Here is a 22,938-nt window from a genome sequence, read left to right as displayed (position 1 = left end):
AGCAGCTCTATCAACTCATGCGCGAAGCGCGGCTGACACTCGCAGCAAACGCTCGCCCAGAGGCCGGCAGGAACGGCCTCACCTTGCCTCAAGCCCACCGGGGAGCCGTTCCGGTGAATAATGCGGGCTTAAACGACGTTCGGTCCAATCTGTCGGTCGACAGACCCGGGCATCGGCATACATCCCCCGCCGGAGAGTGAGTTTCACCGTTTCCGGGGGCCCCGAGCCGATGCAGGCATGAAGCGCAAAATCATCATCGCAATCGGCGCGGCGATGTCGCCAATTCTGGCTTTGCCTGCGTTCGCGGAACCATCTGGGTTCCTGCGCCCCCTGGGGCCGATCGCCGAATTCCAACGGACCGAGTTGATCTGGGCCAGCGCGATCATCGCGATCGCGATCCTGCCGGTGCTGATCGGCGCGCCCCTTATCGTATGGCGCTACAGGCGATCGAACAAGAACGCGACATACCGGCCGGATTGGCACTTCGACACGAAACTCGAGGTGCTGATGTGGGGTGTGCCTACGCTGATCGTGATCGCCCTGTCGGTCTGGCTGACTCAGGCTGTCTACCGGATCGACCCGTATCGCACCATCGACGCCGAAATGGCCGACGGCCTGGACATCGGCGAGATCGGCGCACCCATCCGGATCGAAACCGTCGGCCTCGATTGGAAGTGGCTGTTCCTCTATCCCGAGGAAGGTATCGCCAGCGTTGGCGAGATGGTGATCCCAACGGGCCGGCCCGTTGCGATGCGGCTGACCACGGATACCGTAATGCAAAGCTTCATGGCCTCGGGGCTGGCCGGGCAAATCTATGCCATGGCCGGCATGGTCACGCAGCTGAATTTGATCGCGACGCGAACGGGCACCACCTTGGCCGAGAATACGCAGTACAACGGCACAGGTTTCCCGGCCCAGCGCGCGCCCGTCGAAGCGGTCGACCCGACGGCATATGGCGCATGGCTAGAGGCCGCGCGCGCTGCCCCGACCCTCAATGCGCAAAGCTATGCCATCCTGGCGCAAAGCGGCGATGTCGCGAAGGCCCGCGCCGATCTGGGGCGCGACGGAGACGGCCCGCTCCTTTTCCGCCTGGACGACCCAGCACTGTTCGACAGGATCGTCGGCCGCTATCGGTCCGGCACTCCGGTTCCCGCGGCGGCACAGCCCGGCTCGCCCAGTTACGACCCCGGGCAGGGGATCCCCCCTACCCTCGCCGAAATCTTCCCCGACGCCTTCTGCGGACCGGGCGCCACGCGTCTGGCCCAGGTCGACCTGCCGGAGCCCTGACCGATGTTTGATGCCCTCTTCGGCCGCCTGACCTGGGACGACCTGAAGCCGCTGGAGCTTCTGCACAGCCAGTCGATCAACACCCTCGTCGGTGCGGGCGCGGCGCTGGCCGCGGTGATCGCGGCGATCGCCGTCGTGGTCCTGTTGACCGTCACCCGCCGTTGGACATGGCTGTTCAAGGAATGGCTGACCAGTGTCGATCACAAGAAGATCGGCATCATGTATATCGTTTTGGGCTTCGTGATGATGGCCCGCGGCATCTTCGAAGGCGTCGCGATGCGCACCCATCAGGCGACCGCCTACCAGGGCGGCGTGCTGTCGGCGGAGCATTGGGCCGAGCTGTTCTCGACCCACGGCACCATCATGATCTTCTTCGTGGCGATGCCGTTCATCACGGGCTTCATGAATTACCTCATCCCGTTGCAGATCGGCGCGCGCGACATGGCGTTCCCGGTGCTGAACCTCATCAGCCTGGCCCTGACCGCGACCGGGGCCGCGCTGCTGATGATCAGCTTGGTCATCGGCAAGTTCGAGACCGGCGGATGGACCGCCTATCCGCCCTTCACCGGCGCGGACTTCGATCCCGGTCCGGGGCCGGATTACTGGGTCTGGGCCATCGTGATCTCGGGCTTCGGGTCGATGTTCTCGGGCCTGAACTTCGCGGTGACGATCTACAAGATGCGCGCGCCGGGCATGAAATATCTGCGCATGCCCGTCTTCACCTGGACGGCGCTGTGCACATCGATCCTGCTGGTCTTCGCGCTGCCGCCGCTGACGATCGCGGGGCTGATGCAGGCGCTGGATCGGTATCTGGACTTCCACTTCTTCACGAACGATCTGGGCGGCAACATGATGAATTATGCCAACCTGTTCTGGATGTTCGGCCACCCGGAGGTCTACATCCTGATCCTGCCCGCCTACGGCATCTTTTCCGAATTGACGACGACCTTCGCCGCCAAGCCGCTTTACGGATACACGTCCCTGGTGATCGCGACGATGTCCATCGCGGTCGTCAGCTTCTGCGTCTGGCTGCACCACTTCTTCACCATGGGGCAATCGCCAAGCATCAACGCGGCCTTCGGGATCGCCACCGCCGTGATCGCTATTCCCACGGGGGTGAAGGTCTATGTCTGGATGGCCACGCTGTGGGGCGGGCGGATCCGGTTCACGACGCCCATGGTCTATATGGTGGGCTTCTTCATCCTGTTCACCATAGGCGGGTTTTCGGGCATCATCCTGGCGAACCCTGCGATCAACTGGCAAGTCCACAACACCCAGTTCATCGTCGCGCACTTCCACAACGTGCTGCTGCCCGGCCTGATCTTCGGCATCTTCGCGGGGATCCACATCTGGTTCCCCAAGGCGTTCGGGTTCCGCCTGCACGAGACGGCGGGCAAGATCACCGCCTGCCTCTGGATCGTCGGGTTCTGCATGACGTTCCTGCCGCTTTATGTCGTGGGGCTTCTGGGCTATCCGCGCAGGTCAGCGGCCTATGACGACCCGGCGTTCATCCCCTACATGATCGTGACGATGCTGGGCGCGTTCGTCCTGCTTTCGGCCTTCGTCGGGCTGATCGCGACCTTGTGGATCTCGATCCGCAAGCGGGACGAACTGGCCGTGCCGCTGGGCGATCCATGGGACGGTCGGACTTTGGAATGGGCCACGCCGTCCCCACCGCCGCACTGGAACTTCGCGGTGATCCCCCACATCTCGTCCCGCGATGCGTTCGTTCGAGAGAAGTCGGAGGGGAAGCCATACGTCCTGCCCGAGGAGTACGTTGATATCCACATGCCCTCGAACACATGGGCGGGCATCGTGGTGCTGGTTACGACGACCGCGTTGGGCTTTGCCCTGACATGGTGGATCTGGTGGCTGGCGATCCTGTCATTCGTCGTGCTGTTCCTATGGTTCGCCGCGGACTCGTTCCGCGAGCATCGGGGCGAGATCATCCCAGCCTCGACGGTGCGGACGGCGCACCAAGCCTGGATCGAGGCCGTCGAGCTGAGCGAGCCAATCACTCGCGATGACGAGGATACGCCCGCCAATCGCGGCTATGCCAAGACCGACATCGTGATAGCGTCATGAGCGAACAGGGGACCAATCCGCACCCGGGGATGAACCTTGGGTACGATGGGGGCGAGAAGGCGGCCGAGGTCACGATCTTCGGCTTCTGGACCTTCCTGATGAGCGATCTGGTCACGTTCGGGCTGGTCTTCGCAGTGTTCGGCACGATGACGGGCGCGACCGCAGGCGGTCCTGGCCCCGAGGAGGTGACCGACCTGCGATCCATCGCGATCCAGACGGCGCTGTTGCTGGGCTCGTCCTTCGCGTTCAGCTGGGCCAGCCTGTCGATGAAGTATCACGGCGGGCGCCTGCACATGCTGGGCTTTCTTGCCCTTGCGGCGACTTCGGCGCTGGGCTTCCTGATCTTCGAGCTGATCGACCTTCTGCACCTGGTCGAGATTGGCGCGGTGCCGCAGCGCTCGGGCTATCTCAGTGCGCTGTGGGCGCTTGTGTGCCTGCACGGGCTGCACGTGGCGGGCGGGCTTTTGTGGATGGGCGGGATGACCCTGCAAATCCTGCTGTTCGGCCTGACCGACCAGATCAAGAGCCGCGTGACACGGATGGGCCTTTACTGGCACTTCCTCGACATCGTGTGGGTCGGCATCTTTTCCATGGTTTACCTGGCGGGGGTCGCATGAGGGACATTTCAGACGAAGAACGGGCCGAGCGTCGTCAATACACGCTGGGTCTGATCCTTTCGATCGTGCTGACGGCCGCGTCCTTCGGGATCGTAATCCTCGACGTCCTGCCCCGCGGCTGGGTGATCCCCGCGATCATCGTCCTAGCGCTGGCGCAGATCGTCGTTCATCTGCGGATCTTCCTGCATATCGACCTGACGCGGCAGAAGCGCGAAGACTTGCAACTTCTGCTATTCACGCTGCTGCTTCTGGGGATCATGGCGTTCGGGACCCTGTGGATCCTCGCCAATCTGGCCGACCGGATGTAGAACGCGCCCGATCCAGTCACGACAGGGAAGCCCATGCGCACCATCTATGTCCTGAACGGCCCGAATCTGAACCTGCTGGGGCGGCGACAGCCCGAGATATACGGGTACCGGACGCTGAAGGATGCCGAGGCGCTGTGCCGCGGTGTGCTGCCAGAGGGCCACGATCTGCGCTTCCTCCAGTCCAACTGGGAGGGGCAGATCATCGACTGGATCCACGAGGCCCGCGAGTCGGCCGCCGGTATCGTCATCAATCCCGGCGCGTTGACGCATACGTCGATTGCGATCCTCGACGCGCTGAACGCGTTCGAGGGGCCGGTGATCGAGGTCCACCTGTCGAACATCCACAAGCGCGAGAGTTTCCGCCACACCTCCTATGTCAGCCTGCGCGCCGACGGCGTGATCGCCGGGCTTGGACTGGAGGGATATGTCGCCGCCGTGCAAGGGATCGTGACTCTGGGCCGGACCGAGAGCTAAGGCGACCGCCCCGCGCGCCCGAAGGCCGCGGGGCGGTCACGTTTCAAAGCGCGATGCGATAACGGTAGAACCCTTCCTGCGCTTCGCCCATCGGCTCGATGTCGACGCCCTGCACCTGGTCGGCATAGCGCGTGCCAAGCGGGCCGGTGTCGAACAGAACCGTGGTCCCTTCCAGCGGCGCGAAGGTCCAGTTGGCATCCGCACGTGGGCTGACCGTGCCCTGTTCGACGATATACCTCACGATCACGTCGCGGTTGGTGTCGGGTGCCTCGAAGATTGTGTTCTGGGGCGTGGCACCGGGGAAATTGCCGCCGCCGCCCGCGCGATAGTTATTGGTGGCGACGATGAATTCCTGATCGGGGTCGATGGGGGCGCCGTCGAAGGTCAGGTTCTTCACCCGGTTCGCATCGGGGTTGGCGACGTTGCCCTCGGCATCGTATTTCGACGGCTCGCTCAGGTCGAACTGGTAGGTCACGCCGTCGATCACGTCGAAATTGTAGGACGGGAAGTCGGGGTTTAGAAGCTCCTGATCCTCTTCGCCGGGCGTGATCTGGTTGAACATCCCCGCGCTGCGCTCCAGCCAGTCCTTGACGTCGGCGCCGGTGATCCGGACCGCGCGCACCGTGTTGGGGTACAGGTACAGGTCGGCCACGTTCTTGATCGCAATGTCGCCGGCTTCGACATCCGTGTAGTAATCCGCGCCGCCGCGACCGCCCGCCTTGAAGGGCGCCGCGGCCGAGAGGATCGGCAGACCTTCATGATTGGTCCCCTGCATCATCTGTTCGATGTACCAGCTCTGCGCGTTCGAGACGATCTGTACGGACGGATCGTCCGCCACCAGCGCGAAGTAGCTGTGAAGCGGCGCGTCGGTCTTACCCACGGCGCGGCGGACATAGGCCAGCGTCGCCTCATGCTCTTCCTCGACCGATTCCAGAACCGCGTCCACGGACTCGACCGTTGGCGTGATCGAACGATCTTCCCCGCGAATGTAGATCGGACGCGCTTCGCTTTCGTGGCTGACGATCCGCCATTCCCCGCCCTCGCGCGCCAGAAGCAGATCGACGAGGCCCATGTGGCTGCCCCAGAAACCGCCCATCGTCGCGGGCTTGCCCATGATGGTGCCAGCCGTCGCATCGACCCCAGGGCTGCCTTCATAGTCGGGGCCGGGGAACACGCGGTGGTGGTGGCCGGTCAGCACGGCGTCGATCCCGTCGACCCCGGCCAGCGGCACGCTCGCGTTCTCCATGCCTTCCGTCCAGTCCGCCGGGCCGATGCCCGAATGGCTGAGGGCGACAATGATGTCGGCGCCTTCCTCTTTCATCTGCGGCACGTAGGCGCGCGCGGCCTCGACGATATCGCGGGTCTGGACGTTGCCTTCCAGGTGCTGGCGATCCCAGTTCATGATCTGCGGCGGCACGAAGCCGATCAGTCCGATGCGGATGGGATGCGCTTCGCCCGCGCCGTCGGTGAGCGTCCGGTCGAGGATCACGTAAGGCGGCACGAGCGTCTGATCTTCGGTCGCACGCCCCCCCATGGACTTGACCACGTTGGCCGAGATGATCGGGAAATCCGCCCCGGCGACCGAGTTCATCAGGAACGGCAGTCCGTAGTTGAATTCGTGGTTGCCGAGGGTCGAGGCGTCGAAGCCCAGCGTGTTCATCGCCTCGATCACCGGATGCAGGGCGCCTTCGGGCATCCCGCGCTCATAGGCGATGTAGTCGCCCATCGGGTTGCCCTGCAGGAAGTCGCCGTTGTCCAGAAGCAGCGCGTTCGTCGATTCGGCGCGCACGTCCTCGATCAGGGCAGCGGTGCGGGCAAGGCCGACCGTGTCGATCTGCTGATCGGCGTAATAGTCATAGGGATAGACGTGGACGTGCAGGTCCGTCGTTTCCATCAGGCGCAGATGGGCCTGTCCGGCCTGTGCGCGGGCGGAAAAGGGATGAAGCGCGATGAACCCGGCCGTGCTGGCCAGGAACGAACGGCGGCTTAGGTGGAAGGGCATGTCGGGACTCTCGCAATGTGTGTCGCTCTACACCCTAGGAAGCCCCGAACTCGGACCTTCGCGCAAGAGGTCCAACTGCGAAGGTTTCGTGACGGAATGCTGGCCGTTCAGGCCGTATCACCCACCCCAGCACCGTCGGATACGGCCAGGTCGGCCAGTTGAAGAATGGCGTCGCGCGTATCGGCAATCGCAAGAAAGCGGGCGTTGTGGCAGAATTTTGCCCCCGGAACGCCTGTCGCTTCTTCAAGCGCGCTGTCCGTCAGACCGGCCCAGGATTCGGGAAGATCCGCGCGGGCTTCGAACGTGTCGTCGCCCTTGCGGATCGTCGTCAGCGCCCAGTCCGTATCGCGCGGATGCACGACGAACAGAAGGTGGTCCGCCCCGGCGTTCTCGATTGCGGCGCGAAACGGCATTCCCGACGGCAGTTCCAGCACGCGCGACGGGCCGGCTTCGGAGATGGCGTGGGCGACGAGCGCTTCCGCCCGGCACTTGGCCGCCTTGCGGGCAATCGTCGCCTCGACGAAAGCCTTGGCGATGGGGATTGCAGCGGCGAACGCCCGGTCATCGGCTTGCGGGCTTCGATCGTCGAAGGCGGGTTTCAGGGATTCCAGAAGCACCGGAAGCGTAAGGCCGGCCATCGGCCCCGCCACCGAAGGCTCGATCGCGCCATTGTCGATCAGATCGACAGGCAGGACGAAATCCACGTCGAACCGATGGTGCACCTCTTCGAGGTGGTCGTCCGGCACGCCGCGGGCGCGCAGGTAGGCATGGCCGTAATGCGCCCAGATCAGCCCGAAGGAACTGTAGGGATCGCCACCCTCGCGCAGGGGGTTCGGCCGCTGGTGGTGATCGAAGAGCCCCGCGACGGCGTCATACGCGCGGCCGACGTCATAGACGATCCGCCCCTCTGCGGGCGTCGTCCAGTCGGGGTCGCGCGATCGGACAAGGTCCGCCTGGGGAAAAAGCGTCGTCAGAATGACCGAGGACAGAAGCTCGTCGGCGTGAAAGCCTCCGGAATGGGTGACAAGATGTGTGACGGTCATCAGGGGGGTCCGATCATGGCAGCGATGGGGACCCGGGCCGTCCGCATGCAAGCAGACGCCCGGGCGGGGTCGGTTCCCCGAGTGCCTGCCCGGCCCGCGAAAGTCAAAGCGCTGTCATCCGTCCATCAAGGCTTCCGGTAGCGGGTTCAGGCCGGGAGGCAAGCCCGGCCCGGTCAAGCGTCAGTCGGACGTTTCGGCATCGTCCAAGTCGGTGTCCACCGCAGGACCGTCCGCGTCGTCATATGCGACGCGCCAGATCGTGCCACCGGTGTCGTCCACGACATACAGCGCACCGTCGGGAGCTACGGTCACGTCTGCAGGACGGCCCCAGACTTCGGCCCGATCCGTGCCACGCGACCAGAACCCGGTCAGGAAATTCTCGTAGGTGCCCTCGGGCATCCCGTCCGAGAAGGGCACGAACACGACCTTGTAGCCCGTCGGCTGGGTGCGGTTCCAGGATCCCTTCAGGGCCACGAACGCGCCGTCACGGAAGCGCTCGGGGAACATATCCCCCTCGTAGAACGCCAGATCCATAGACGCCGAGTGCGGGTTGAAGATCAGGTCCGGCACTTCGGCGCTGTCGACGAGGTCGGGTTCAAGCTGCGCAAAACCGGGCTGCGGGTTGTCGCCCATGTAGCTATAGGGCCAGCCGAAGAACTCCCCTTCGTCAACGCGGATCAGGTAGTCGGGAACAAGGTTGTCGCCGGCGCCATCACGCTCCTGCACCACGGCGAAAACGTCGCCCGTTTTGGGGTGCACATCAAGGCCTGCGGGATTGCGCACCCCCGTCACCAGCGTCCGCTGGTCCGAGCCGTCGGCGGCGAAGCTCTGGATCGTGGCCTTGGGCTCTGGCTCGACCGAGATGTTGCCCAGCGAGCCCACGCCGACATAAAGGCGCCCGTCCGGCCCGATCTCGATATCGCGGTTCACGTGGCCGGTCATCTCGCCGAACACGCCGCTTTCGGTCAGCAAATCCTGGCCCGAGAAGTCGAACAGCGGCTTGCGATTCTCGACGGGGGTTTCATCCACGGTCTGCTCGCGGGCGCCGACATTTCGGATGTTGGGCGTCTTATAGGGCTGCGACCAGATGCCTTCGAGGTCGGCGATCAGGATCTCGTAGTCGAAATCCCCCTCACCGGTCCATTCGCGATGGGTGATGCCGTAGGGCGCGGTAAACGGCTCGAAAGCGCGCGAGATGATGTCCGCCTCGCCATCGTCGTTCGTGTCGCGCAGCAACGCGATGTATCCACCCTGCTGCATCGAGACGAGGAGGTCGCCATTGGGAAGGACGTGCCCTTGGCGCGGCCCTTCGAGGCCGCTGGCGAACAGGGTCGCCGAAAAGCCTTCGGGCAGGGCAAGCTCGTTGGGGACTTCGGTGGCGCGCAAGGGCGCGTTGGCGACCGGTGGACCCTGATAGGGTTCGGGCAGGTCGGCGAGGTCGACACGGAAGCTCTGCCCCACGGCCTGATCCTGTTCGGGCGTCGCGGATATGGCGCTTATCACCTCTCCGGAGGTGTCGCTGTCCGAGGTGACGATGTCTGCATCGCTGGGGGCCGGACTGGTCTGCCCCTCCGCTTCCTCCTGCGCAAGGCCAAGGCCGGGGATCGTGAGAACCGCGACAAGGGCGGTGGTGGAAAAGTAGGCGCTATAGGACATCGGGGACTCCTCGAACTGGGATACGCCAAGGTCAATGCCATCTGAGGCCGCAGGGTCCGCCGCAAGGAGCCACCGTGTCGGATTGCCGCGCTGAGAGCAGTCGGAGCGGACAGTCCTCTCGGCCTTCCGCCTGTCCATCCGGCCACAGGCCTCATGAGCTCGGAAGACCTTTCGGACCGGAGTTCCTGTCATTCTTATGCGGCGGCGGTGTACTATCCTGATCGCGTGCGGCACCGTTTATACCGACGCATTCGGCCCATTGTTTGTCTGGCACCGAAACGACGGCTTTCACCGACGCATTGCCACCTGCGATGCCGCGTTCGCAGTCAGATTGATATACCAGTCCCTCTTGCCCATTTTGCAGACCCCATTAAGGAGTAAAGCATCGCGGTGGAAGGTGGTCTGTCCGGGAGGCGTCGAAGTTTGATACCCGTGGATATGATGACGATCCGGGCACCTGTTCCCTCAGGTCCTCACAGAATATACTCGAAGAGCAATCCCGCCATCATGGACCAGAAGCCGCAGAGAAGACTTGTATAACCTGGCATCGTGCGTAATGCGTCGGCCGGACGTGAAGGGCGTCCCGAATTGATCCACGGCAATGTTACCGTATTTTTGCCCATCGCGCCCTACGTCGCCGTTTTGTTTCGGTTAGACGATATAGAGATCGCCAAGGCTCGAACCTCGCACGGCCGTCTATGCGTCAGCTAGCCTGCCTTACTTACAGCGCTTCGGGCCCCGCAGCCTTGGGGCCCCCGCCGGAGACCCTCGCCATGACCACTGCACATACCAGCGATGAAGCCGCAGAAGCGCGGCGCTGGGTTCCCATCCTGGCACGCTACCGTGAGCCTTCCGACCGTCGCAGCCTGATCGAGATCGCGGTGACGCTGGGGCCGTTCCTGCTGCTGTGGGCCTTGGGCTGGTGGGCGCTCTCCGTCAGTCCCTGGCTTGCCGTGGGCATCGCGATCCTGAACGGCGCTTTCCTCGTGCGGATCTTCGTCATCCAGCATGATTGCGGGCACGGTGCCCTGTTTCGAAAGAAAACGGTGGGCGACTGGGTCGGACGCGCGCTTGGCGTGCTGACGGTAACCCCCTATGATGTCTGGCATCGGATCCACGCGGCCCACCATGGGGCTGCTGGCAATCTCGACAGACGCGGCATGGGCGAAGTCTTCACGATGACGACGGCTGAGTATCGCGCGCAGTCTCCGCTCGGGCGCCTGCGCTATCGGCTGTACCGGAATCCGATCGTCCTTTTCGGCCTCGGTCCGGCATGGGTATTCCTGTTCGAGAACCGCTTGCCCCTGGGACTGATGGGGGCCGGCGCCCGCTATTGGGTAAGCGCGATGGGCACGAACGTTGCTGTGGCGGGCGCTTTGGGGCTCATCATCGCTTTCGGCGGGCTGGAGCCGGTTCTTCTGCTGTTTCTTCCAACGACCCTGTTCGCGGCGACGGTGGGGGTGTGGCTGTTCTACGTCCAGCATCAGTTCGAAGACACGGTTTACGAACGCGAGCCGGACTGGGATCTGCACGAAGTGGCGCTTCATGGCAGCTCGCATTACGATCTGCCGGCCCCGCTTCATTGGCTGACGGCCAATATCGGACTGCATCATATCCACCATCTCAACAGCCGGATCCCGTTCTATCGTCTTCCCTCTGTCTTGCGGGACCATCCCGATCTCGATGGGGCGGAACAACGGTTGACTCTGGTCGAAAGCCTGCGTTGCGTACGTCTCAAGCTGTGGGACGAGGATCGCCGCCGCCTCGTCACACTGAACGACGCGCTCGCCTGAAAGTCGGCAATCGATGGACCATCGTGTTGGCGTGCACACTTGAACGCACCTCACCGGTATCGGCATCCGTCATGGACGCCGGCACCTCCGCCGTAAGGGTCGGGGCGCGTAGCGACGGACCTGCTTGCCCCCCTTCGTGCGCTAATCGGGCGCTCCGATAGGCGGGGAGCATCACCCTACAGCAGCGGAAGTTCGCGGGGAATCGATACAGCTCGGAGGTCGACGAGTTCTGATTGTCCCATGCGCTATTAGGTGACCGTTTTTCAGCTCCGGCGGTCTGCGCCGTATGTTGCGCCCCTTCGCCGGAGCGCGAAACGAGCGCGGGTCAACGGTCATTGCGCATGAATTTTGACTCGCCGAATAGTTCACGTTGGATCGGCAGTTTGCGGCGGGTTCCGAGAAAGCCGATCCGCAGTCCTCTACGTGCCTAGCCGATCCGCCGCAGTCCCTTGCGGGTGTTTGGCGAAGGTACAAGGAATGCGAGGGCAAGTCTTCCTGACCAGCGACTGTGATCGAACAGGGCGTATCAGCCCGGTTCCTTAACCTTCTGAAGGGGCGGTTTCGTGTGTCGAGAACCCAGCCCTTCCGACATGGACCAGAGCCGGGCCGAACTCGCCCCTCTCGGCCGAGGGGCAGAGCAGCGCCGAAGACAAATCCGGTCCGCTCTGCACGCCACCATCTCCACAAAGGCAGGGTTTGCCGCGTTACCAGCTGTTGAAGCCCAGGTACTTGCCGGACATCTCGACTTTCACACGGTCCCCCTTGGGATGCTCGACCCGGCTGACGGTCATGTCGAAGTCGATGGCGGACATGATGCCGTCGCCGAACTTCTCGTGGATCAGGGCCTTCAGCGTCGGGCCGTAGACACCTACGACCTCGTAGAAGCGGTAGATGCAGGGGTCGGTCGGAACGGCCTGCTCCCAAATCTTTGTCGGGCTTTCGCTTAGGACGTTTTCGGCCTCGGCGGGCAGGCCCATCGTCTCAACCATCAGTTTGGCCTTCTCGGGCGGGAAAGCGTTCATGCCCATCGCCGCCGAATGGGTCCAGACCGGGGACATGCCGATCTTCTTGGCGATGCCTTCCCACGTCATGCCGGCCTTCTTCTTGGCCGACAGAATCATTGCGGTGACGTCTTCCTTGGTCATCAGGCTGGGCACTTCGAACGTATCTTTCATGTCGGGTCTCCTTTGATATGGCGATGGCTACAGGCCGAGGGTGCCAAGCCCCGGATGATCCGCAGGGCGGGGGCCCTGGGGCCAGTGGAACAGGCGGTCTTGCGGGGAAATGGCGACGTCGTTGATCGATGCGTGGCGTTCGGCCATGTGGCCCGAGGGGGCGAACATCCAGTTCTCGTTGCCGAGGGCGCGAAACCATTGCCCGGTCTCGTCGTGCCATTCGTAGCAAATTCCATGCTCATTGATTGACGGCCTTGAGGTCCCGCGCCGGTCCGGACGTGGGGATCGGTTTCTGCACCGAATTCTCGATTCGCACCGGCTCGGGGCGCTGGTTGTCGTCGCCGACCCGTTCGCCCGCCATTTTCTGCGAACGATGGCCAAGGAAATGCACCAGGTGGTTGCGGATCGCGTAGTAGTTCGGATGATCGACGATTTCGGTCCGGGTTCGGGGCCGTGGGATCGTGATCTCGACCGACTCTGCCACGCGCGCGAAGGGGCCGTTGGTCATCAGCAGGATGCGGTCGGCCAGCAGGATCGCCTCGTCGATGTCATGGGTGATCATGAACACGGTCTGCTCGGTCCCGCCCCAAATCTTCAGAAGTTCATCCTGAATCGTGCCGCGTGTCAGAGCATCCAGCGCCCCGAAGGGTTCGTCCAGCAACAGCAGCTTGGGATGGTTGGCGAAAGCCCGCGCGATCGAGACGCGCTGTCGCATCCCGCCCGACAGCTGGCTGGGCTTGCGGTGGACCACGTCACCCTCCAGCCCGACCATGGCAAGGAAGGTTCGGGCGTGCGCCTCGACCTTGGCGGCCGACCAATCGGGGTAGCGCGGCTTGATGCCGAAGGTCACGTTCTTCAACGCCGACAGCCAGGGCAGCAGGGAATAGTTCTGAAAGACCACGCCGCGATCCAGCGACGGGCCGGACACCTCGTACCCGTCCATCAGCACCACGCCGGACGTGGGCTGCCCCAGCCCGGCGAGGATGTTCATGATGGTCGACTTGCCGCAGCCCGAATGGCCCAGGATGACGACGAATTCGCCCTTCTCGACACCGAAGGTGGCGTTCTCGAACACCGTCAGGGTTCCACCCTGTCCGTCGGGAAAGCGCTGGGTCAGGCGTTCGACGCTGAGGAATGGTTTTGGCATGGGTGCTCCTATTCCGCGTAGGCCACGGCGCGCTGGAGAAGACCAAAGGCCGAGTCCAACAGCATTCCGACGATGCCGATCATGAGGATGGAGAAGATGACCGAGGTGAGATCGAGGTTATTCCACTCGTTCCACACGTAATACCCGATGCCCGTTCCACCGACGAGCATCTCGGCCGCGACGATCACAAGCCACGCGATCCCGATCGAGATCCGCATGCCGGTCACGATCGTCGGGGCGGCGGCTGGCAGGATGACGCCAAAGGCCGTTTTCAACGGCGAAAGCTCATGCGTGCGGGCCACGTTCACCCAGTCTTCCCGGACGCCCGCGACGCCGAATGCGGTGTTGATAAGCATCGGCCAGATCGAGCAGATGAAGATCACGAAGATCGCCGACGCTTCGCTGTCCTGGATGATGAACAGCGCAAGCGGCATCCACGCCAGCGGAGAGATCGGGCGCAGCACCTGGATGAACGGGTTCAGCGCCTTGTAGGCGATGGACGACATGCCGATCAGGAACCCCAGCGGGATCGCGATGATGGCGGCCAGGAAATAGCCCGTCAGAACGCGGTAGATGGAATAGCCGATCTGGATTCCGATCCCCTTGTCATTGGGACCGGCATCGTAGAACGGATTCGACAACTGCTCCCACGCCTTGACCAGCACCTGGCTGGGGGGTGGGACGCCGGCCTTGGGTTGGCCGCCGCCCGTCAGACGTTCGTATTCGGTCAGCTCTCCGACCGCCTTCTGGGCAGGAATCGACAGCTCCCAGATCAGGCAACCGACGACCAGGATAAGAATGGACAACAGCGCCGCCCGCTTGCCTTCGGAGAGCGTGTCCATCACTGTGCCTTGATCTCGAAGCTGTCGACATACGCCTCGGGCTGCGCCGGATCGAACGTCTTGCCCATGATCGTGTGCGACTTGTAGCTTTCGGCGGGCGCATCATAGCCCAGATCGGTCATCACCTTGCGGGCATCGGAGGCCAGATAGACCTGCTCGGCCACGCCTGCATAATCCACATCGCCCTCGATATAGCCCCAGCGCTTCATCTGGGTCAGGATCCAGACGCCCATGGAGTGCCAGGGGAACGGATCGAAGTCGATCCTGTCGGGTACGTTCTTCACTTCTCCCAACCCGTCGGCATAGGTGCCGGTCAGGACCTGCTGGATGACGGTGACAGGCTGGTTGAGATAATTGGTCGGCGCGATGGCCTCGGAGATCTCGACCCGGTTGTCGGGGTTCGATGCGTATTGCGTCGCGTCGATGATCGACTTCAGAAGCGCGCCATAGGTATTTGGCAGTTCGGTCGCGAAGGATTGCGGGGCGGCAAAGGCGCAGCAAGGGTGCCCTTCCCAGATCTCCTTGGTCAGGATGTGGATGAAGCCGATGCCCTCGTAGACCGCGCGCTGGTTGAAGGGGTCAGGCGAGAGATAACCGTCAAGGTTCCCGGCGCGCAGGTTCGCCACCATCTCGGGCGGCGGGACGACGCGGATCTGAATGTCCACGTCCGGGTCCAGCCCGAACTCGGCCACGTAGTAGCGCAGCAGGAAGTTGTGCATCGAGTATTCGAACGGCACGCCAAAGGTGAAGCCTTTCCACTGCGCCGGATCGCGCTTGTCCAGATGCTCGTTCGACAGCACGATGGCCTGTCCGTTGATGTTCTCGACCGCGGGCATGATGTAGGGCTCGGCCACCGATCCCGCGCCCATGGTCATGGCCAGCGGCATCGGGGTCAGCATGTGGCTGGCATCGTATTCGCCCGACAGCGACTTGTCGCGGGCCACGGCCCAGCCGGCAGTCTTGATGACCTGCGCGTTCAGTCCGTAACGCTCGTAAAAACCCAAGGGTTGCGCCATGATGATCGGCGTGGCGCAAGTGATGGGCACGAAGCCGATGTTCAGATCCGTCTTCTCGGGCGGGCCGAGGTCGTCGAGGATCGCCGCCTTGGCCTTGTCCAGCGGGAAGACTGAGGCCAACGCGGCCGCCGCCGTCGTGCCCCCGACCATGCCCATGAAGGACCGGCGGCTGACGTCGCTCTGCCCAAAGACCGAACGGACGATAGCTCCTTCCACGGCACGTTCCAGCATCTCTTCCGAGGACATGGCCCGCCCCGCCTCAGCCTCTTTCCGGCCGTTGCAACCGTCGCACGAACAGCTTTGCCCGTGACGAAGATCGCTCTTGGACGAGAATGGGTTTCCCAGGCTCTTGATCGTCATCATCTGTCCCCTTGATCTGTTCGGAAAACAGATTGCAGCCGGACAGGATCGCTTGGAACCGGCTTCTGATTTGGTCGTTTTTTGGTAAACCACTGGCGATAATGCCGAAATTTTCCGCATATGTTGCGAAATTTCGTAACCTACCAAAATTCGTAATTCCATCTGATCGGGGGTCGGGTTTGCTGGTCGCATGATTCCGCAGCCCGAGATCATGACCGCGCTTCACCTGAACCCGTTGGCGGCGATGACGGTGGACCTTCCCGCCGGCGGGGTCGGCCAGATCAACGATGACGCGCGCACGTTGTTCGGGGGTGCGCCCGCGCGGATCGCCCAGATCGCCGCGGGCCCGGCCTCGGACCTCGCGGTCTTCTTCGAGGCGGTGCGGCACTACGGCCGCTACGTGGATACGGCATTGGAATATCGTCGGCTGGACGGTGCAGCACTACGCCTTCAGGTCATCGGCATCGATGCGGGCAAGGCCGCGGAGGACCGGATCGTGCTTTCGTTTCTGGATCTCGACGCGCAAAGGCGCCGCGCCGCTCGCGACGAGGAGCGTGACCACCAGCGCGGCGGCCTGCTGCACTGGCAAAGGATCTACGGCTTCTTCCGCGAAGTCGAAACCAACAACCACCTGATCCTGGAAGCGGCAGGCGAAGGGATCTACGGGATCAACGCGGACGGGAAAGCCACCTTCGTCAATCGCGCGGCACAGAAGATGCTGGGGTGGGATGCGCAGGACCTGATCGGGCGCGACCTGCACCAGATCATCCACCACAGCCGCTTGGGCGGGGCGCATTTCCCCGCCCATGATTGCCCGATCTACCAGTCCTTCCGCCGCGACAAGACCGTCCGGATCGACGACGATGCCTTTTGGCGCAAGGATGGCAGGCCGATCTTCGTCGAATACGTCTCGACGCCCATCTACGATCACGGTGTGCTCGCCGGCGCCGTGGTGATCTTCCGCGACGTGACCGAGCGGCGCGAGAACGAGAAAAAACTGCGTGATGCACTGGCAGAGGTGGAAGCGCTACGGGGCGAACTAGAGCAGGAAAACGCCTACTTGCTGACCGAGATCAAGGGCGCCAATCCGCAATCGGGACTGATCGGCACGTCGCCCGCCACGCGTAATCTCGAAGCGCAGATCGCGCTGGTTGCTGACACGAAGACGAATGTGCTGGTCTCTGGCCCCGCCGGGTCGGGAAAGTCGCTGGTCGTCGCCGCGATCCATGACGGAAGCGACCGGCGCAAACGTCCGCTGGTCAGGCTGGCCTGTTCGGACATTTCCGCAGGGCAGTTGGAACGGGAGTTCTTCGGCTATCGCAAGGGGGCCTTTCCCGGCGCGATGCGCGATACCGTCGGAAAGATCGCCCTCGCCGCGAACGGCAGCCTGCACCTCGACGAGGTCAGTGATCTGCCGCGCGATTTCCAGGCCCAACTGATGGAAGTTCTCCGACGTCGCGCCTACCGGCGGATCGGCGACCTTGCCGACACACCCCTGGACCTGCGGATCATCTCGACCACAGTGCGGGATCTCTCGGCCGAGGTTCAGGCGGGCCGGTTCCGCCAGGATCTGTACTTTGCCCTGTCAGTCTTTCCGATGCGATGCGAGCCGCTGCGCGACCGGCCCGAGGACATTCCGCATCTCGCCCAGCACTTCCTCGACGCCTCCACCCGGCGGCTGAAGCTGCCCAGAACCACGCTGACCAAGGCAAATGTGGCGGCCCTGCGCCAGCACCACTGGCCCGGCAACGTGCGCGAGTTGGAAAACCTGATCGAACGCGCCGCGATCCTTGCGCAAGGCAGGAAGCTGAGCTTTGAATTCCAAGAAGTCCGACCGGCGGGGTCGGAGGACATCCTGACGGCTCAAGACCTCAAATCGCTGGAACGGGACAACCTTTTGCGATGCCTGAAACGCGCAGGTGGCAAAGTCTCCGGCGCAAGGGGAGCGGCCGCACTGTTGGGTCTTCCTGCGACAACGGTCTATTCGCAGGTCAGATCATTCGGCATCACGGAAAGCGACTGGAGCGGGTGACCCTCCCCGGCGTGCCCCTACGTGACCCGCGTGGTCGAGGCCGCCGGTTCGGCGTTGCGCGAGTTCACGTGATTCAACTGACGGATCGCGCCATTGATGTTCAGCCCCGATTGACTGCTCTTGGCTGACCGCTGAAATACCCTAGACAGAAATACGCGATCCGCGCGGCTTGGACGGCGTCGTTCAAGGCGAGTAGATCGGTCTGGCGGGCGATCACATGAACAGTTCACTTTTTATGGCTATCACGCGCATGCTGCCGGGAGCACCGCCGACGGTCGGGTTCGAAGTCGTCGCAGCTTCGGCGGCCTGATTGGTAATCCGTTCCGTCTGATTGGCATTTTCACGCAGGTAGATAGTCGTGCTCGTCATTTCACTCGTTGCCTCGGAAGCCTTTTCGGCCGTGGTCGCCTTCGCCGGCGAACCTCCCCGAAGGGGCGAGTGCGTGACTGTCTTCGGAGACCGCCCGAACGCTTCCACGCTCCGGTCCGTGATGGCGTCGCTTCAGCCGCGGGTGTCGTGGGATGCAATCTTTTCGCCCACCGAGGTGTGGCCGTATGGGTAGTACGGGCACGTCGTCCACGCCCGCGGCATGCATCGGCTCTTTCGGACCGCCGCCGCCAAGCTCACCTGCGCGTACCACCATGCTTGCGCACATGTCATTATTCCCGCCTTGGACCTTTATGTCGGTGGTGTCTGTAAACCGGCAGAGTTTTGCGCCGCTTGATCCCGATAGGGCACGAACACGCATAGCGAGTCGCCGCAACGCAGGTGCGGCAGCTACACCGCCAAGGTCTTTCGCCGTGGGCATAGGAACGAGAATTCAGGCACCGGCAGTCGGGTCCCGACAGCCTTAGAATGCGCTTCACCGATGAGGACCACTGCCTCCTAAGCGGCCGTCTCCCGGTCGATGCAATTACCACCATATCTTCTCCGGCCCGGCATACTGCACGACCAAGGCGGCCGTGACGAGCCATGTGCGCGGTGCACCCGTATCATCTGCAGACCCGTGGCAGAATCTGCACCAGACTTCGAAAACCTCATCCTGCTCTTAAATCGCCGCCTGATCGGTGACTTTGAGTCAGCGGATCAAGGCGGTCGTTCAATACCACCACCGTTTGCACTACCGCGAGAGCCTCGACAACGTGAGGCCCGGCGACGATTGTTTCGGAAGGGCCGCGACACGCGACGAGCGACGCGACCGATACAAGCGATAGACCATCGAACCGCTGCGCCGACACCTGAAAAACCGACGCGGGACAAGCCCAACATTCCGACAATCGGCGCGTCGAATGAATTAACGACTGACAGAAGGCGGCGATTTTCACTTGCGGTATTGACGGGAAACCGCTTCCCAGTAGGCTGGCCCAATCACAGAATGGTTGCAACATTGGTTCAGAACCACATTTCGATTGAAGCGACTCCACTGCTTGACGTTCGCGCCCTGAGCCTTGGCTTCGGGGCGTCGAAGACGAATCTGCTCGAAGGCGTCCGCTACTCCGTCGAAGCCGGCGAAACGCTTTGCATCGTGGGGGAGTCTGGATGCGGGAAAAGCGTAAGTTCGCTGGCCATCATGGGGCTACTGCGCCATGACGTCGCGCATATCCGTGAGGCTGACATCCGTTTTCGCGGTGAACCTTACGACCTGCACGACACGGCAGCCCTGCGGCGCCACCGCGGCGCCGATATCGCGATGATCTTCCAGGAGCCGATGACCTCGCTCAACCCCGCGTTCCGGGTGGGCGACCAGATTGCCGAAGCGGTACGCGCCCATAGAAATGTCACCGAAGCCGAGGCCAACGACCGGGCCGTGAACATGCTGCGCCGGGTCGGCATTCCGGCCCCTGAGGCACGGGTGAACGAATATCCCCACCAGATGTCGGGCGGCATGCGCCAGCGCGTAATGATCGCGATGGCGCTGGCCAACGACCCCGCGCTTCTGATCGCGGACGAGCCGACGACCGCGTTGGACGTCACGATACAAAGCCAGATCCTCGACCTGATCCGGACGCTTCAGGCCGAAACCGGGATGGGCACGATCATGATCACCCACGACCTGGGCGTGGTGGCTGAAATCGCCGACAAGGTCGCCGTCATGTACGCTGGCACCATCGTCGAAGCCGGCCCGGCCGAGGCGATCTTCAACGATCCCCAGCATCCGTACACGATCGGGCTCATGTCCTCGATGCCCAAGCTGACCGGTCCGCGGGAACGGCTGACCACCGTGCCCGGCACCGTTCCCACAATCGAGACGATGCCCGATGGGTGCCGGTTCTCGACCCGCTGCCCCTTCGCGCAACACGTCTGCAAGGAGACCCCGCCCGAGCGCAGCTTCGGGGCAGGACACACCGCGCTGTGCCATTTCGCCCCCCTGAACGAGCGGTTGGAGCGCGCCTGATGCCCAACGCGATCCTCACGGCCATGAACCTGACGCGCCACTTCAAGGTGGGCGGATCGCTGTTTACCAGGCCCAAGACCCTGCGTGCGGTCGAGGATGTGTCCCTGACCGTTCAGAAGGGTGAAACGCTGGCCATCGTCGGTGAATCCGGCTGCGGCAAGTCCACCCTCGCGCGCATGCTGATGCGCCTGATCGCGCCGACCTCGGGCCAGATGACGTTCGAGGGACGGCAGATCGACCAGGCCGAAGGCCGCGCCCTGACCGAGCTGCGCCGCGACATGCAGTTCATCTTCCAGGACCCGTTCAGTTCGCTGAACCCGCGCATGACCGTCGGGCGTCTGGTGGGCGAGCCGTTGGAGACCCACGCGCCCCAGCTCTCCGGCAAGGACCGTCGCGCGAAGGTCGGCGAATTGCTGGCCCAGGTCGGCCTGCGCCCCGAACATGGCGAACGCTACCCGCACGAATTCTCCGGCGGCCAGCGTCAGCGCATCGGGATCGCACGCGCCCTCGCCTCGGGTCCGAAGCTGATCATCGGGGACGAGCCTGTCTCGGCGCTGGATGTCAGCGTGCAGGCGCAGGTCATCAACCTGCTGGCCGATCTGCGCGACCGGCTTGGGCTGACCTTGGTGGTCATTGCCCACGACCTTGCCGTGATCCGCCACATGAGCGACCGCGTCGCCGTTATGTATCTGGGCAAGGTGGTCGAGGAAGGCCCTACCGATGAGATCTTCGCCACGCCCCGCCACCCCTACACCATGGCCCTTCTGTCGGCGATCCCCGAGGCCGAGTACGGCCGCACCCGCGCCCAGATCCCCCTGACGGGCGAGATGCCCAGCCCCATCGACCCACCCGCGGGCTGCCGGTTCCACACCCGCTGTCCCTTCGCGCGCGAAGCCTGCAAGCAAGACGTGCCCGCCCTGCGCGACACCGGGATCGCGCCCGGCCATCGCGCCGCCTGCCATTTCTTCGAAGAGATTGCCGCCGAAGGCGCCATGCCCCTGCCCACCGGGGGCACTGGCCGCAGCGAGGCCGCCAAGGCCCGCTTCGCCCTTTATGCCGAGGCCATCGCCGGGCAGAAGACCCGCCCCCGCGCGCAACCCTGACACCCGCAGAACCGTCCGGCCAAGGGCGGCAAGACCACCAGCAAGGAGAACGACAGACATGACCCTTTCAAGACTGACACTCGCGGCCGCGCTTCTGGGCGCCACCGCGCTTGGCGCGCAGGCCCAGGATCTGCGGATCGCACTGCAATCGGATGCCGACGTCCTCGATCCCGACCAGTCCCGCACCTTCGTGGGCCGGATCGTCTATGCCTCGCTGTGCGACAAGCTGGTCGACATCACCCCCGATCTCGAGATCATCCCCCAGCTTGCCACCGAGTGGGAATGGTCCGAGGACGGCACCTCGGTCACCTTCACGCTGCGCGAGGACGTGACCTTCCATGACGGCACCCCCTTCAACGCCGAGGCCGTCGCCCGCAATATCGAACGCAGCCAGACCCTCGAGGAAAGCCGCCGCAAGTCCGAGCTCTCCTCGGTCACGGGCACCGAGGTGCTGGGCGAGTACGAGATCCGCTTCGACCTCGCCAGTGCCGACGCGACGCTTCTGGCCCAGCTGGCCGACCGGTCGGGCATGATGATGTCGCCGGACGCCTTCGATGAAGCCGGTGCCGATTTCGGGCTCGATCCCGTCTGCTCGGGGCCGTTCGAGTTCGACGAGCGGATCGCACAGGACCGCATCGTCCTGACGAAGTTCGACGACTACTGGAACGCGGAAGAGATCAATTTCGACAGCGTTACCTTCCTGCCGATCCCCGACACGACCGTGCGCCTGGCGAACCTGCAATCGGGTGACATCGACATCCTCGAACGCCTCGCCGCCACCGATCTGGGCCAGGCCGAAAGCGACGGGGGCATCAACGTCGAAAGCGCCGTCTCGCTTGGCTATCAGGGGCTGACCTTCAACGTCGACAATGGCGAGCGGGGCGACAACCCCTGGGGCAACGACGCCCGCCTGCGCCGCGCGCTCAGCCTTGCCGTGGGACGCGACATTATTAACCAGGTCGTCTTCGAAGGCGCCTTCGCGCCGGGCAACCAGCCGTTCCCGCCGAACTCGCCCTGGTATGACGACGATCACCCGATCCCCGAACGCGACGTCGAGGCCGCCCGCGCATTGCTCGAAGAAGCCGGCTATGCCGACGGCATCACGCTGGAGGTGCAGGTCCCGAACACCACCGTGCCGCTTCAGCTGATGCAGGTCGTGCAATCTATGGCCTCCGAGGCCGGCATCAATATCGAGATCACCTCGAAAGAGTTCGCGACGCTTCTGCAGGACCAGTCCGCCGGCGACTTCACCGCCAGCCAGATCGGCTGGTCGGGCCGCGTCGATCCCGACGGCAACATCCATCAGTTCATGACGACCGAGGGCGGGATCAACGACTCGGGCTATTCCAACGAAGAGGTGGACCGGCTTCTGGACGCCGCGCGGACGACGAACGACCAGGCCGAGCGGCAGGAGTTCTACAACCAGGCGCGCGACATCCTGAACGAGGATGCGCCGATCGTCTATCTATACCACCAGACCTGGATCTGGGCGCTGGACGACGACATCCAGGGGTTCGTCCCCTATCCCGACGGCATGATCCGCCTCGAGGGCGTCACGCTGGAAGAAAGCTGACTTGATACCCGCGCGGGCGTCCCCTCGCCC

General features: G+C 63.5%; 18 protein-coding genes and 1 pseudogene. 10 read left to right on the top strand and 9 right to left on the bottom strand.

Annotated features, from left to right (window positions below; translation table 11 throughout):
* Window positions 1–237 precede the first annotated feature (237 nt).
* From PAA8504_RS20840 to aroQ, 5 genes are read left to right on the top strand one after another with little or no spacing between them, the layout of a single operon-like run.
* Entirely contained in the window at window positions 238–1,287 is a 1,050-nt protein-coding gene (locus PAA8504_RS20840; protein WP_181375908.1) for a cytochrome ubiquinol oxidase subunit II family protein, read from the top strand.
* Window positions 1,288–1,290: 3 nt separating this feature from the next.
* Window positions 1,291–3,372, top strand: a complete 2,082-nt coding sequence (locus PAA8504_RS20835; protein WP_108896059.1) for a cbb3-type cytochrome c oxidase subunit I — start codon at window positions 1,291–1,293, stop codon at window positions 3,370–3,372.
* Window positions 3,369–3,989, top strand: a complete 621-nt coding sequence (locus PAA8504_RS20830) for a cytochrome c oxidase subunit 3 (RefSeq protein ID WP_108896058.1) — start codon at window positions 3,369–3,371, stop codon at window positions 3,987–3,989. The genes PAA8504_RS20835 and PAA8504_RS20830 overlap by 4 nt, the downstream gene beginning before the upstream one ends.
* On the top strand, window positions 3,986–4,297 hold the full coding sequence (cyoD, locus tag PAA8504_RS20825; protein WP_108896057.1) for a cytochrome o ubiquinol oxidase subunit IV: 312 nt from the start codon (window positions 3,986–3,988) through the stop codon (window positions 4,295–4,297). The genes PAA8504_RS20830 and cyoD overlap by 4 nt, the downstream gene beginning before the upstream one ends.
* A gap of 33 nt (window positions 4,298–4,330) precedes the next feature.
* Entirely contained in the window at window positions 4,331–4,771 is a 441-nt protein-coding gene (gene aroQ / locus PAA8504_RS20820) for a type II 3-dehydroquinate dehydratase (RefSeq protein WP_108896056.1), read from the top strand.
* A gap of 43 nt (window positions 4,772–4,814) precedes the next feature.
* Here the strand turns inward: aroQ and PAA8504_RS20815 are convergent, their stop codons facing one another.
* From PAA8504_RS20815 to PAA8504_RS20805, 3 genes are all read right to left on the bottom strand, one after another.
* Window positions 4,815–6,773, bottom strand: coding sequence for a bifunctional 2',3'-cyclic-nucleotide 2'-phosphodiesterase/3'-nucleotidase (locus PAA8504_RS20815; RefSeq protein WP_108896055.1), 1,959 nt, complete (start codon window positions 6,771–6,773; stop codon window positions 4,815–4,817).
* A 107-nt stretch (window positions 6,774–6,880) separates the two neighbouring features.
* Window positions 6,881–7,816, bottom strand: a complete 936-nt coding sequence (locus tag PAA8504_RS20810; protein ID WP_108896054.1) for an MYG1 family protein — start codon at window positions 7,814–7,816, stop codon at window positions 6,881–6,883.
* 180 nt (window positions 7,817–7,996) lie between these two features.
* On the bottom strand, window positions 7,997–9,472 hold the full coding sequence (locus PAA8504_RS20805; protein ID WP_181375907.1) for a PQQ-dependent sugar dehydrogenase: 1,476 nt from the start codon (window positions 9,470–9,472) through the stop codon (window positions 7,997–7,999).
* A 773-nt stretch (window positions 9,473–10,245) separates the two neighbouring features.
* Here PAA8504_RS20805 and PAA8504_RS20800 point away from each other — a divergent pair.
* Entirely contained in the window at window positions 10,246–11,265 is a 1,020-nt protein-coding gene (locus tag PAA8504_RS20800; protein ID WP_108896052.1) for a fatty acid desaturase, read from the top strand.
* A gap of 704 nt (window positions 11,266–11,969) precedes the next feature.
* Here PAA8504_RS20800 and cynS read toward each other — a convergent pair.
* The 5 genes and pseudogenes from cynS to PAA8504_RS20775 all read right to left on the bottom strand — a co-directional run bounded on the left by cynS (window position 11,970) and on the right by PAA8504_RS20775 (window position 15,805).
* A complete protein-coding gene (gene cynS / locus PAA8504_RS20795) occupies window positions 11,970–12,440 on the bottom strand; it encodes a cyanase (RefSeq protein ID WP_219928967.1) in 471 nt (156 codons plus the stop codon).
* Between the two features lie 27 nt (window positions 12,441–12,467).
* Window positions 12,468–12,665 (bottom strand): annotated as a pseudogene (locus PAA8504_RS20790) (DUF1348 family protein); the annotation flags it as partial.
* A gap of 13 nt (window positions 12,666–12,678) precedes the next feature.
* Complete coding sequence (locus tag PAA8504_RS20785; protein ID WP_108896051.1) at window positions 12,679–13,587, bottom strand: ABC transporter ATP-binding protein; 909 nt, start codon at window positions 13,585–13,587, stop codon at window positions 12,679–12,681.
* Window positions 13,588–13,595: 8 nt separating this feature from the next.
* A complete protein-coding gene (ntrB, locus tag PAA8504_RS20780; protein ID WP_108896050.1) occupies window positions 13,596–14,429 on the bottom strand; it encodes a nitrate ABC transporter permease in 834 nt (277 codons plus the stop codon).
* Window positions 14,429–15,805, bottom strand: a complete 1,377-nt coding sequence (locus PAA8504_RS20775) for a CmpA/NrtA family ABC transporter substrate-binding protein (RefSeq protein ID WP_108896061.1) — start codon at window positions 15,803–15,805, stop codon at window positions 14,429–14,431. The genes ntrB and PAA8504_RS20775 overlap by 1 nt, the downstream gene beginning before the upstream one ends.
* A gap of 211 nt (window positions 15,806–16,016) precedes the next feature.
* Here PAA8504_RS20775 and PAA8504_RS20770 point away from each other — a divergent pair, with 211 nt between their 5' ends.
* On the top strand, window positions 16,017–17,837 hold the full coding sequence (locus PAA8504_RS20770) for a sigma-54 interaction domain-containing protein (RefSeq protein WP_245897724.1): 1,821 nt from the start codon (window positions 16,017–16,019) through the stop codon (window positions 17,835–17,837).
* A gap of 213 nt (window positions 17,838–18,050) precedes the next feature.
* Here the strand turns inward: PAA8504_RS20770 and PAA8504_RS22230 are convergent, their stop codons facing one another.
* On the bottom strand, window positions 18,051–18,206 hold the full coding sequence (locus PAA8504_RS22230; protein ID WP_181375906.1) for a hypothetical protein: 156 nt from the start codon (window positions 18,204–18,206) through the stop codon (window positions 18,051–18,053).
* 1,006 nt (window positions 18,207–19,212) lie between these two features.
* On the opposite strand from PAA8504_RS22230, the gene PAA8504_RS20765 reads away from it, so the two are divergent.
* From PAA8504_RS20765 to PAA8504_RS20755, 3 genes are read left to right on the top strand one after another with little or no spacing between them, the layout of a single operon-like run.
* On the top strand, window positions 19,213–20,232 hold the full coding sequence (locus PAA8504_RS20765) for an ABC transporter ATP-binding protein (protein WP_108896048.1): 1,020 nt from the start codon (window positions 19,213–19,215) through the stop codon (window positions 20,230–20,232).
* A complete protein-coding gene (locus PAA8504_RS20760; RefSeq protein WP_108896047.1) occupies window positions 20,232–21,335 on the top strand; it encodes an ABC transporter ATP-binding protein in 1,104 nt (367 codons plus the stop codon). The genes PAA8504_RS20765 and PAA8504_RS20760 overlap by 1 nt, the downstream gene beginning before the upstream one ends.
* Before the next feature lie 58 nt (window positions 21,336–21,393).
* Entirely contained in the window at window positions 21,394–22,908 is a 1,515-nt protein-coding gene (locus PAA8504_RS20755; protein WP_108896046.1) for an ABC transporter substrate-binding protein, read from the top strand.
* The last annotated feature ends 30 nt before the right edge of the window (window positions 22,909–22,938 follow it).

Origin of the sequence: Palleronia abyssalis (assembly GCF_900302445.1) — a bacterium.
Taxonomy (GTDB): domain Bacteria; phylum Pseudomonadota; class Alphaproteobacteria; order Rhodobacterales; family Rhodobacteraceae; genus Palleronia; species Palleronia abyssalis.
This window is presented reverse-complemented; position numbering and strand designations above follow the sequence as displayed.

Excerpts from the sequence above, each read along its gene's own strand:
- PAA8504_RS20835 (WP_108896059.1), top strand. The coding sequence starts at position 1,291 with ATGTTTGATGCCCTCTTCGGCCGCCTGACCTGGGACGACCTGAAGCCG.
- cynS (WP_219928967.1), bottom strand. The coding sequence starts at position 12,440 with ATGAAAGATACGTTCGAAGTGCCCAGCCTGATGACCAAGGAAGACGTC.
- aroQ (WP_108896056.1), top strand. The coding sequence starts at position 4,331 with ATGCGCACCATCTATGTCCTGAACGGCCCGAATCTGAACCTGCTGGGG.
- PAA8504_RS20805 (WP_181375907.1), bottom strand. The coding sequence starts at position 9,472 with ATGTCCTATAGCGCCTACTTTTCCACCACCGCCCTTGTCGCGGTTCTC.
- PAA8504_RS20830 (WP_108896058.1), top strand. The coding sequence starts at position 3,369 with ATGAGCGAACAGGGGACCAATCCGCACCCGGGGATGAACCTTGGGTAC.
- ntrB (WP_108896050.1), bottom strand. The coding sequence starts at position 14,429 with ATGGACACGCTCTCCGAAGGCAAGCGGGCGGCGCTGTTGTCCATTCTT.
- PAA8504_RS20770 (WP_245897724.1), top strand. The coding sequence starts at position 16,017 with ATGACCGCGCTTCACCTGAACCCGTTGGCGGCGATGACGGTGGACCTT.
- PAA8504_RS20755 (WP_108896046.1), top strand. The coding sequence starts at position 21,394 with ATGACCCTTTCAAGACTGACACTCGCGGCCGCGCTTCTGGGCGCCACC.
- PAA8504_RS20760 (WP_108896047.1), top strand. The coding sequence starts at position 20,232 with ATGCCCAACGCGATCCTCACGGCCATGAACCTGACGCGCCACTTCAAG.
- PAA8504_RS20765 (WP_108896048.1), top strand. The coding sequence starts at position 19,213 with ATGGTTGCAACATTGGTTCAGAACCACATTTCGATTGAAGCGACTCCA.
- PAA8504_RS20785 (WP_108896051.1), bottom strand. The coding sequence starts at position 13,587 with ATGCCAAAACCATTCCTCAGCGTCGAACGCCTGACCCAGCGCTTTCCC.
- PAA8504_RS22230 (WP_181375906.1), bottom strand. The coding sequence starts at position 18,206 with ATGACGAGCACGACTATCTACCTGCGTGAAAATGCCAATCAGACGGAA.
- PAA8504_RS20810 (WP_108896054.1), bottom strand. The coding sequence starts at position 7,816 with ATGACCGTCACACATCTTGTCACCCATTCCGGAGGCTTTCACGCCGAC.
- PAA8504_RS20775 (WP_108896061.1), bottom strand. The coding sequence starts at position 15,805 with ATGACGATCAAGAGCCTGGGAAACCCATTCTCGTCCAAGAGCGATCTT.
- cyoD (WP_108896057.1), top strand. The coding sequence starts at position 3,986 with ATGAGGGACATTTCAGACGAAGAACGGGCCGAGCGTCGTCAATACACG.
- PAA8504_RS20800 (WP_108896052.1), top strand. The coding sequence starts at position 10,246 with ATGACCACTGCACATACCAGCGATGAAGCCGCAGAAGCGCGGCGCTGG.
- PAA8504_RS20815 (WP_108896055.1), bottom strand. The coding sequence starts at position 6,773 with ATGCCCTTCCACCTAAGCCGCCGTTCGTTCCTGGCCAGCACGGCCGGG.
- PAA8504_RS20840 (WP_181375908.1), top strand. The coding sequence starts at position 238 with ATGAAGCGCAAAATCATCATCGCAATCGGCGCGGCGATGTCGCCAATT.